This window comes from Mycoplasmopsis cricetuli ATCC 35279 (genome assembly GCF_000526955.1).
GTDB lineage: Bacteria > Bacillota_I > Bacilli_A > Mycoplasmatales > Metamycoplasmataceae > Mycoplasmopsis > Mycoplasmopsis cricetuli.
Genome location: NZ_JAHB01000003.1, coordinates 48,912 through 60,344, shown reverse-complemented (window position 1 = coordinate 60,344; position 11,433 = coordinate 48,912). Strand labels below are relative to the sequence as shown.

Annotated in this window: 7 protein-coding genes and 1 pseudogene; 4 read left to right on the top strand and 4 right to left on the bottom strand. The window is 23.2% G+C overall.

Annotation, left to right across the window (positions count from 1 at the left end):
- Positions 1 to 206, top strand: a pseudogene (locus U744_RS04150) (deoxyribose-phosphate aldolase); the annotation flags it as partial.
- A 22-nt stretch (positions 207 to 228) separates the two neighbouring features.
- On the opposite strand, the gene U744_RS0101530 reads toward U744_RS04150, so the two are convergent.
- The 3 genes from U744_RS0101530 to trpS are packed head-to-tail and all read right to left on the bottom strand — an operon-like array spanning position 229 to position 3,389.
- A complete protein-coding gene (locus U744_RS0101530; RefSeq protein WP_025755343.1) occupies positions 229 to 657 on the bottom strand; it encodes a hypothetical protein in 429 nt (142 codons plus the stop codon).
- Positions 650 to 2,392 carry a threonine--tRNA ligase gene (gene thrS / locus U744_RS0101525; protein WP_025755342.1) on the bottom strand — a complete coding sequence of 581 codons (1,743 nt, stop codon included), beginning with the start codon at positions 2,390 to 2,392 and terminating at the stop codon, positions 650 to 652. Before thrS ends, U744_RS0101530 begins: the two co-directional genes overlap by 8 nt.
- On the bottom strand, positions 2,379 to 3,389 hold the full coding sequence (gene trpS, locus U744_RS0101520; RefSeq protein WP_025755341.1) for a tryptophan--tRNA ligase: 1,011 nt from the start codon (positions 3,387 to 3,389) through the stop codon (positions 2,379 to 2,381). Before trpS ends, thrS begins: the two co-directional genes overlap by 14 nt.
- A 165-nt stretch (positions 3,390 to 3,554) precedes the next feature.
- On the opposite strand from trpS, the gene U744_RS0101515 reads away from it, so the two are divergent.
- Positions 3,555 to 4,154 carry an FMN-dependent NADH-azoreductase gene (locus U744_RS0101515; RefSeq protein ID WP_025755340.1) on the top strand — a complete coding sequence of 200 codons (600 nt, stop codon included), beginning with the start codon at positions 3,555 to 3,557 and terminating at the stop codon, positions 4,152 to 4,154.
- Between the two features lie 59 nt (positions 4,155 to 4,213).
- On the opposite strand, the gene U744_RS0101510 is transcribed toward U744_RS0101515, so the two are convergent.
- Complete coding sequence (locus tag U744_RS0101510; RefSeq protein WP_025755339.1) at positions 4,214 to 4,711, bottom strand: redoxin domain-containing protein; 498 nt, start codon at positions 4,709 to 4,711, stop codon at positions 4,214 to 4,216.
- Between the two features lie 827 nt (positions 4,712 to 5,538).
- On the opposite strand from U744_RS0101510, the gene U744_RS0101505 reads away from it, so the two are divergent.
- Together U744_RS0101505 and U744_RS0101500 are read left to right on the top strand one after the other, a co-directional pair.
- Positions 5,539 to 6,690, top strand: a complete 1,152-nt coding sequence (locus tag U744_RS0101505; protein ID WP_025755338.1) for a hypothetical protein — start codon at positions 5,539 to 5,541, stop codon at positions 6,688 to 6,690.
- A gap of 149 nt (positions 6,691 to 6,839) precedes the next feature.
- On the top strand, positions 6,840 to 11,288 hold the full coding sequence (locus U744_RS0101500) for a hypothetical protein (protein ID WP_025755337.1): 4,449 nt from the start codon (positions 6,840 to 6,842) through the stop codon (positions 11,286 to 11,288).
- The last annotated feature ends 145 nt before the right edge of the window (positions 11,289 to 11,433 follow it).

The following is an 11,433-nucleotide window of genomic DNA, read 5'->3' as shown; positions in this document are numbered from 1 at the left end:
CTGGTTTTAGTTATCGAGGGGCTAAATTAGAAGATATTAAAATTATAAAAAGTATTTGCGGTGATAAACTTTTAATTAAAGCAGCCGGAGGAATTAGTACCATTGAAGATTTAATTGCAATGCATCAAGCTGGAGCAACTCGATTTGGAACAAGTCGTTCAATTGCTATTGTTACCGGAAAACATTCTTCAAAGAATGATTATTAAAAAAAAAAAAAAAAACAGGATTTTATCCTGATTTTTTTTTAAATATTTTTCGTAATTTAAGGATTAAACTTTTTCCAACAAAAACTATGTTAAGCAAATAATTTAAAGCTGCAATTATTAGAATAACTATTGTATCGGCTGTAAAAAAAATTCAAATTAAATTTTTATTTTCAATGCGAGGAATTCATGTGATTGTGATAACAACTCCAATTAAAAACATTAGTATTTGATGTGTTGTTAGTTTAGAAATTTTAAATACTATCATAAATATACTAATAATAGTTCAAAATAAAATTGTTAAACATGTAAAAATCATTTGTCATTGTGGAGAGTAGTTTTTAGGTTTAATTCCTACAATGTTTGGAGCCAAGATAAAAAGAATTAATAAATTTATAAATAATATAGAGTATATCAATACTTTACTAAATTTTGCTAACTTAGAATTATTCATAATTGTTTTTTAATTGAGTTATGTAATTGATAAACTCATCAAAAGTGATTGTAACTGTTTCATCAGTTCCATATTTTCGATAAGAAATTAAATTTTCAGAAGATTCTTTTTCCCCTAAAATTAACTGAAATTTAGATTTAGACATTTGTGCTTCACGAATTTTTTTATTCAATCGTTCATCTCGAGAATCTAATTTACTTCGAAATCCCAACTCATACAATTTATTGTTAATTTTGCTTGCATATTCAAAATTTTCATTTAAATTAACTGGAATAACAGTAATTTGCTTAGGAGCAAGTCAAAATGGTAAAATACCTTTAGTTTGTTCAAGCAATATTGCACAAAAACGTTCATAGGTCCCAATTAGACCACGGTGAATTAAAATTGGAGTTTCTTCTTCTCCCATACTATTTGTAAAAGTTATTTTAAAACGTTCAGGTAATAGAAAATCAAGTTGTAATGTTGATACTGTAATTTCATGACCTAAAGCAGTAAATATTTGCACATCCATTTTTGGTCCATAAAAAGCTGCTTCACCGATTTTTTCTTCATATTTTACACCAAGCTCATTAAGTACTTTACGAAGTTGTTCTTCAGCTTGCTCTCACATATGATCATTATCATAATATTTTTCTTTATTATTTTTATCACGAAGTGACAGAGAAATATAATCAATTTTAATTTTAAAAATTTCAAGTGTTTCTTTAATTAATTGGTACATATATTTAAATTCACTTGCAATTTGGTCTTTACGCACAAATAAATGTCCTTCAGTTAATAACATAGTTCTAACTCGTTCAAGACCAGTTAATGCTCCTGATTTTTCATAACGGTATAATTGAGATTGTTCTGAATAACGAATTGGTAAGTCACGGTAACTACGTTTTTCTGAATTGTAGCAAATAATGTGATGTGGACAGGTCATAGGTCTTGGATAAAGTTTTTCGTTTTCAGCTTGAATAGGTTTAAACATATCATTTTGATAATGTTGTAAATGTCCAGAAGTTAAATAAAGATTTTCCTCTCCAAAATGTGGAGTTAAAACTTCTGTCATATGATATTTACGATCCATTTTTAAAATTAAGTTTTTAATTTCATTATGTATGTACATTCCATCTTCAAGCCAAATTGGGAAACCTTGCCCTGAAAGTGAATTAAATGTAAAAAGTTTCATTTCTTTTCCAATTTTACGATGATCACGTTCTTTACGATCTTTTAAAATTTCTAAATAATTGTTGAGTTTTTCTTTAGTTTCTCAACTAGTTCCATAAATTCTAGTTAATTGAATATTATCTGAATTACCTCGTCAATAAGCACCAGCTAAAAATAAAAGTTTAAAGTTTTTTATGTGTTTTGTAGTTTCTTCATGACCACCTGCACATAAATCAACAAAAATAGTTTCATTATTTAAAGGATCAATTAAAGCATAAAAGGTAATATCTTTACCTGCTGCTTTTAGTTCATTGTATAATTCTTGTTTGTATGGTTTGTTTTTAAAAGAATATTGATCAAAAGAAACCTGTTTCATAACTAAATTTCTTGAAGCAAATTTTTTCATTAATTTTTCAATTTTGTTTAAATCATGATCACTTATTGGATTTTCAAATTCAAAATCATAATAAAATCCTTCATCAGTTGCAGGGCCAAACCCTAGTTTAGTATTTGGGTATAAATATTCAACCGCCGCTCCTAAAAGGTGACTTGTTGTATGATTTAAATTTTTATTTGCTTTCATTTTTTTCCTCATATAGTCCAATTTTACTTTGAATTCTATAAATTGTTTCTTTTGCAATTGTTGCAGCATTTTTCTTGCCTTTAAAAACAACTTTATCAACTTGTGTTAAAGCTTGTTTGTAGTTTGCTTGAATTTTAATCAATAAATCCTTTACCACTTGGGCTACTTCTTCTTTGAAATTTTTGTAATTGTAGTCTTTAAAATAATCTTCAGCTTGCTTAATTGAAATTTCTTTTAACGAAGCATAAATAGTTAATAAATTTACTACGCCAGGCTTATTTTCAGAAATATATATTTTTTCTTCAGAATCAGTTAAAGCTTTAAGAATTTTTTTATAAGCTAAATTAGGGTCTTCTAACAAGTAAATAACTCCTTTGTCATCTTTATTGCTTTTTGACATTTTAATTTCAGGATTGGTAAGTGATTTAATTTTTGCTCCAAATTGTGGAATAATGGCTTTTGGAATTGTTAAATTAATATTATATTTACGATTTAGTCTTTCAGCAATATTACGAGTTAACTCAATATGTTGTATTTGATCTTCTCCAACAGGAACAAAATTTGCATTATAAAGTAAAATATCAGCGGCCATCAACACTGGATACATTAGTAAGTTACTTGGTATTTTAATGGTTTTATTTCCTTGAACTAATGTTTTTGCTTTATCTTTATATTGGGTCATTCTTTCAAGTTCCCCAATTGTAGTTTCAGAATTGCAAATTCACATTAATTGTGAGTGTTCTAAAATTGAAGATTGATAAAAAATATTAGCCTTGTTAGGATCAAGCCCACAAGCTAAATAAATAGCAACAGTTGATTCGCGTTCATTTTTTAATTGACTTGGAATTACACTTCCAGTTGTAAGAGCGTGTAAATCTGCAACAAAAAAATATGATTGATAGCTATCTTGTAATTTAATAAAATTTTGAATTGCACCAATGTAATTACCTAAAGTTAACTGGCCAGTTGGTTTAATACCACTAACTAATCTTTTCATATCACCTCTTTGTGTTAAAAGTATTATTTGATTATTCTTCTAAATTATAAATTATAAAAAACGAGTTTAAAAATAAAAAATTTATAAGTAATTTATTTTTATTTTAGTTAGAAAATATAAAAATAACTATAATTTATTTATGAATCATTTATAGGAAGGTGAAAAATGAAAAAAGTTTTATTTTTAGAAGGAAATTTAAATACAATTGAAAATTCTTATTCTTCACAAATGCTTAGAAATTTTTATAAACAATATAAAATAGCACACCCACAAGATGAAGTTGAATTTATTAATTTAAATGACACTGAGTTCAATCAAGTCTTTTTATTAGCAGAAAATATGTCAAATTATTGAACAAAAATCAATTCAGATAAGTGAATTGACAAACTTAAATCAATTGATAAATTAGTTATTTCATGCCAAATGGTTAATTTTGGTCCAACTGCAATTGTAAAAAATTTTATTGATGGGATTGCAGTTGCAAACAAAACATTTAGTTACAAATATTCCAAAAAAGGAGATGCTAAAGGTCTTTTAGATCATCTATCAGTTATGGTAATTGCTTCTCAAGGGGCTCCACGTGATTGATACTTATGAGGAAGCCATATTGAATGACTTAAGGGAACTTGAAAATTTTTAGGAGCTAAAAAGGTTGAAACAATAGAAATTACAGGAACTAAAATAGCACCAATTAACGCCATGACTGCATCAGAATATGCTGATTCAAAAACAAATGAATTATTTGAAATTGCTAAAAAATTTTAATAAATTATAAAATACCACATACTTTTTGTAAAAAGTATGTGGTGTTTTTTTATTTTTATTTACTCTAAGTTATCCAAAAACATTTGAAGTGCTTTAAAATCAATTTGTTCATGAATACTTTGATGCATTTGTTTGTAAATAATTTTATTTTCTTTATCAAGTACAATAACAGCTCTAGCAGCTAAGAAAAGATCATCAATTAACAATCCAAGTGATTTTGTTACTGATCTATCCTTGTAATCACTGTACATTTGTACATTTTGAACATTGTGTTTTTCTACATAAACTTTAAGAGTTGTAGGTAAGTCAACTGAAATTGAAATAAATTTAAATTTTGGGTAATTTTTAGCAATTTCATCAGTTTGTGAAATTTGTAAGTCACATACACTAGTATCAATTGCTGGGAAAAAAGATAAAATTGTGTATTTACCTTCATTTTGGTACTCTTTCTGATCAAATGTTCCAGCTAAAACAGATTTGATTTGAACTTTTTTTCCAATTTCCATTGGAGTGCCTATAAGGTCATATTCTTTTTGAGAAAAAATTACTTTTTTCATATATTTAAATTCCTTTTTAAAACATTTTTACTTTTAAAAATTATAAAATATTTTTTTAAATATAATAACTACTTTTAGCTTATTTATTTCATTTTATTAATATTAAAAAACTTTTTTAAAAAACAAAGAATTTTTTATTCAAGCAAATCAATGTAAAATATTTTTTAAAAAAATGTCTAAAGTGTTTATTAAACAAAATTTTTATAATTATTCAATTAATTATGAGTAAGTTTATTTATTCTCAAGTTACATTATTAAAATCATTTATAGATAATAAGAATATATTTGTTATTTTTTAAAATAAACTATATGTTTAGTTTTAAAATTTTAATACCAGCATATTTTGAAAAATATTATTTTTTAAATCAAATTATATTTTGAATTGTTATTATCATTATAACATTAAGGTAATTAATGTTTTAATAAAACTAAAAATAGTTAAATTAGTTTAATGTAGATTTTTAACAAAATTTTTCTCATATTTTTTTTCAATAATATTAATAATAATATTTAAATTATTTAATTGATTAAATTTATATTTTTTGTATAGATAAAAAATACTTTTAGAATAAATTTTTTCATTTTTATTAAAATAATTTTTTCTAAAAGAAAATAGTTTTTTTAAGTAAACTGAACTTAATATTTAAACCAAAAAATCAATTAATTATATCCATTTATAATTTAAGCATTATTTTTTGATTTTAATTTTGATTTATGATTTTTTTTATTAAATTTTTGCAAATCCAAAACTTTATTTACACTTATGTGATAATTCCATTTAAAAAGTGTTAAAATTGTAATTATTTTAGGTACTAGAAAGGAAAAAAATGAAAATAAAAAATTTTTTATTAACTATTGTTCCTGTTGCAACTGTTATGTCAATATTTGGTATTAGTTCATTGGCTTATTTAAGTAAAAATAATCAAACAACAAATTTGCAAGGTAATATTATTGAAAAACAAACTAATTTTTTGCAATTAACAAACAAAGAGAATTCAAATTTAAATAAAAAATCAGAGCATTCAAATAATGAAAAAATAGATAAAGAAAATGAAATTACTCAATTAAATATTGATGATTTAATTAAAGAAGTTAAACTTAAATTAAGTAAATTAAGACTTTATCACCCATTATATGATGACCAAGCTTACAAAGATTATTTTGAGTTAATCAAAAAAGATTATGCAATTTATTTTCTTAGTGATTCATATAGTTTAGATGAATTTGAAACAGAAATTAATGCAATTTTAGAAAAATATTTAAATATTTATGATTTAGTTAAAAAAATGAATAAAATTGATAAATCCAAATCTGAAAGTGAAAAAGAAATTGCAAAAAGTGATTTTATTAAATTTGCACAAGAAATCAAGGCAAATGATAAAGATTTTTTTGCAGTAAATGATTTAAAAATTCAAAATGATCAATTTATTGATAAATTATTGAAAAAATATCACAGTAGTGAAACAAAAATTTTAGAAATTAAAAAATTAATGGAAGATTTTTCAAATCAACTAAATAAAAATGTTTTCAATAAAACAAACTCTTCACCCTATAAAGAAGCATTAGATTATGAAAAAACAAATTTAAACAATAAAATTTTTAAAGATAGTTTTGAAAATGTTAAACTTTACTTAATAGGAAAATTACCACTTAGATTTACAGAAAAAGATATTAAAATTTGATCTGAAAATCAAAATTTAGGAAAACCAGTATTGGAATATGTTTTTAATGTCTTGCTAAAAAATGAATCCACTAAAGAATCATTAAAAATAATTTTAAAGTATTTAAAAAATTTATCTGAAGTTAATTTATTAAACGAAGAACAAATACAATTTTTAAACAAATTATATGCAGAAAAATTGCTAAATAATGCATTAAAACTTAAACAAAATATAAGAAAATCTACAAGTTTTGATTTACCTAATTTTGGATCATCAAAACCAAAAAAACAACTTCCTAAAAAATCATTTGAAGTGTAAAATTAAGTAGTAAAATTTATTTTTATTAAATCAATAAAAACTAGTATAATTTGAATATTAAAAATTATTTATAAATTATAAAATAAACCCAAAATTCAATAGTAAAAGCATTAGTAGTGTTTTTATGATAATATTTAAAAGGAGAAAAAATGCGTACAAAAAATAAATTAATCTTAGGTGCGTCATCATTATCACTCATTCCTTTACCATTAATTGCTACACTTTCATGTTCAAATGAAAGAACACCAGAAGAAAATTTAGCAATTCTTAATGCAAATGCAGCATTGGTGCAAATTTCTGTTTATGATAAGGATTCAGGTCATAATGTAGAGCATATTAGAACTAATATTTCTGATGTTTATTCTTCATATGTAAGTAGCATTGATGATGTTAAGTTTCATGGTTTTGATGCTAAAAAATATGAAGTCTCAGATTTATCTTTTGAAAATTTAAATACTAAAACTATTGTTAAATTTAAACTAAAAGATATTAAAACTAATCTAGTTAGTGATGGAAGAACTTATACTATCAGTGGATTTAGAAAAAATCCTCAATATGAAATTGCTTTAACTGATGATCAAAAAAGAAATGTTGAAATGTTTAAAAATGAAATGGCTATAGAATCAAAAACAAATATTTCAGCCAAAGAAAATGAATTTAAAGAATTAGTAAAACATGTTAGTTCAATTAAAGATTACAATGAAGATCAATTTAATAAAGACATTTCAAATTACAAAGACTACATAGATTTTTTACAAAAAAATTTCGAAAATGAAAATTATAAGTTGGATTTTAATGTTGATTCTTATGGTGAATATCTTGATCATAAAGTAAATGAATTCGAAGAAAAATACCCTAATTATAATGAAAGTTTAAGAAGATTATTAACTTTAAAGGATTTTGCATTTCTTTCAGATCCAAAAGCAAATGGATTAGAAAATAATGAATTAGCAATATATATTGATTTATTTAAAAATAAAGTAAAATCAAATTTTGAAAATCCATATTTTAAGAAAAATGAGAAACTTATTAATAAATATGAAGAAAAAATTAACAATATTCTTAAACAAGTAATTACATTAGAAAAAAATCTTATTCCAACAGAAGATAATCCATTAACAGAACAAGCAAAAACAATTTTAGATAAATATGATAGATATGATTTAGATGACAAGAACAAAATTAAATTTGTTGTTTTAAGTCTGCTTAACAATCAAGATGGAGGGAATAAATTAATAAGTGATCTTGAATCTGAATTAAAAGATTTAGAACAAAAAGATTTGAAAATAAATCTTAATGATCAACAAAAAAGAAGCGCTGATAAATTTAAAGAATTAATTAAATATGTTCAAGATAAATTGGCTCATTCTCCTCACAATAAAAATGCAAAAATTTCTAATGATGAATTTCTTCCATATAGAGATGAAGCATATTCAAAAAATGAAGTTTTAGAAAAAGAAAATGAATTTTGAGAAGCTTTAAAGCCTGAACTTGGGAATGAAATTAATAAATGATATAAAATAGAACAATTTAATGAAGATTTAAAAACTGTTGATAAATTTACTCAATTTTTACAAGATCAAGAAGATAAAATTTTTGATGGTAAAACTCATAGTCCTTGGGATTTTGAAGTTAAAAATTTAGCAGATTATGTTAAATTCAATGTTGATAGTTTTGATTTAAAATATCCTAAATATCATGAGGCTATTGTTAGATTAAATTCATTAAAAGCTAATAAATTTATTGAAAAAAATGAAGCAATATATGATATTGAAAATCTTGAAGAGCTATCCAATCAAATTATCAAATATTATGAAGAAGTAGTTTCAAATCCATTACTTAGATATAAAAAATATGAAAATGAAAATGCAACAGATGAATTAAAAACAATAACATATAGAGAAGATTTTGGAAAAAATAATTTATTAAATGATACTCCTCTTTTATGAGATATAGATTTAAAAGAACTTAATTTAAATAATTTAGGTATTTTTGTTCTGACAAAAAATTATATTGAAGATTTGATTTTATCAACTAAACCAGAAACAAAAGAATCTAAAATTGAACAATTGAAATTTATTTATGATGACTATGGTATTAATCCAGAATATGTTAAAAAACCTACAGAATTCATTTTATATAATTACAATGTTAAACTTGCTGAAGGATTGTTAAAAACTCTTAGTGAATATGATAAAGTTTTAGATTATAGATTAACTAATAAACACTATGAAAATGCCGAAAAAATGGCTAATTGAATAATTCATGCAACTGTTGAATTACCAAAATTAAGAAATATTGAAATTACTGAAAATAATTTTGATCAGTTTAACAATCAAGAAAAAACATACTGAGAAAAATTTGATTTAAGTAAATACCCAATTTATGATTCTAACAATGAATTATTTAAAAAAGATTTAGATTTTTACACTGACTTTATTAAATTCTTACAAAATGAAACAAAACGTGTTGATATTGATTTTGCTAAATCAGCAAAAGAAAACGAAAATTTGGATGTTAAAACAAAACTTACAAATATTTATGAATATTATGAAGCAAATGTTGATTTATTTGCAATTAGATTTAAAACATTTAAAGAAGCTCTAGGTAGATTAAATGGCCTTGAAGCATATAATTGAATTTCAGAACAACCAGAAAAAATAACACAAGAAGCAATTGATAATCTTTATGAAGAACAAAGTTCAAAGGCATCAAATCTTTTCTTTAAGGATATTTCAGCTGAAGCAAAAAACATGAAATTAAATTTCTTAAGTGAAAAATTCAGAGATTATAAATCTTTAGTTTCTATTTATACTGAAAAATACACTGAAGCATGAGATGAATTTAATAAATATCACATCCTTAATTTTAACAAAGATGATGCTAAATTATTTGCTATCAGAGAAAAGTTTATTGATCAATTAAATCATACTTTTAATGAAGGTGATGAAAAATTACATGATAGATATTTTCAATATAAATGATTGACCAATCTTAATAAAATTTTCGAAGATCTTAAAAAAGAATTTGGAAATATTCCAGTAGCTGAAAAAGATCACAATGCAATTGAAAGTGTAAAAAAACAACTTGAAGAATTTGATCCTTCTAGAAAAGATTCAGATATTGAATTTATTAAAAATAAAGTTACTATAATGCTTTCAAGAGGTGAAGGTAAAAAAACAGAATACACACTTGAAAAATTTTTAGGTGAAAATTATTCTGAAACAAAAGAAATTAAAGGTGATTTAGGAACAGTTGCTAAATTCTATAATTACTTATCTAATCTTAAAGAAAAAAAAGTTGATGAATTAAAAGAACAATTAGATAAAAATGCTAAAAATGATGCAGTAAAAGAATATAGTCTTGAACAATATGTTGATGCTAATTTAGGATCATATGAATTAATCTTTGAAGAATATATTAAAGCAATGACTAATATTTCTTCATATGTAGCAGAAAGCTTTATTGAAAAAGAAAACTTAAATGTTAGTGATATTAAGGATAATGAAATAAAATTTTATATTTTCAAATATGTGATTGAGTTTTATGAATTTGCTCTTGAAAATAAAGAATTTATAGAAAATGCGTCAAATAATGAAATTGTTGATGAATTACTTCAAATGTCTGAAAACTTAGTTCAAATGTCTGAATCTAATTGAGAAACAACAGATGATGCTTCAAAAGTGTTTAATTTCAATAAATTAAAAAGAGATTATTTTATTGGTTTACCAAATAATTCAATAGGTGATGCAAACTTTATTCGTCTAGAAGAGTTATCAAAGTTTATTTTAAAACTTAAAGCTTTTAAAGCTAAATTTGATCTATATAAAGAAAATATTTTAATTGATAAATATAAAGAAAATGCTAAATTATTAGTTAAGAGTTTAACTGATGATAAATACATTTATGATGATTTAGAAAAAGTTAAAAAAGATCTTTTAGATATTAATAAAGAATTCATTCATGATGATCATGAAGCAGATAAAGAAAATAATATTGATAAACATAGTTACACTGAAAATATGTTAGAGCAGGATGTTGAATTAATTATTGATTTTTATGAAAAAGCTAAAATTCTTAAAAATTCACTTGAAAAAGTAGTTGCTGAATCATCAGGCAGAGGATATGTAAAAGCTATTGATTTTTACATAACAACTTATTTAATCGCACAAGTTCAATATGAAAGAGCACTTGAAAGAATTAGAAAAAACAAACTTGATCTTTACAAACTAAATGCAAAAGAATTAAATGAAACTGAAAAAGTTAATAGATTTGATACTAAAGTTCAAGAAAATTCTAATAGTGCAAGAACTTCATACTTTTCAGCTCGTTCAACTCAAACTTCATTGTTAACTTTATTTAGATTAGATAAAGATAATAAAAAAGATTCAAGCATAACAAAAGATGAAGTTGATAAAAAGATTAGAGAATTATTAAAAGATAAAACTTATGTTGATGCTAATGGTAAAACATTAACTTCAGGTGAAAGACATGCATATGAACCTGAAGCTATTAATCAAGAATTAAGACAATTCATAAGCAATATTAAACAAGTAAAAGAACACTTGCCTTCAACAGCAGAAACTAAATCAGAATAAATATTTTAGTACAAAAAATCGCATAAGCGATTTTTTTTGATTTCAAAATTTTATTTATTTAATTTTTAATACTTATAGTTTTTTAAAAATAAATAAAAAAATAAATTATTTTATATAATTTAAGATATATATAAATAGAAAGGAT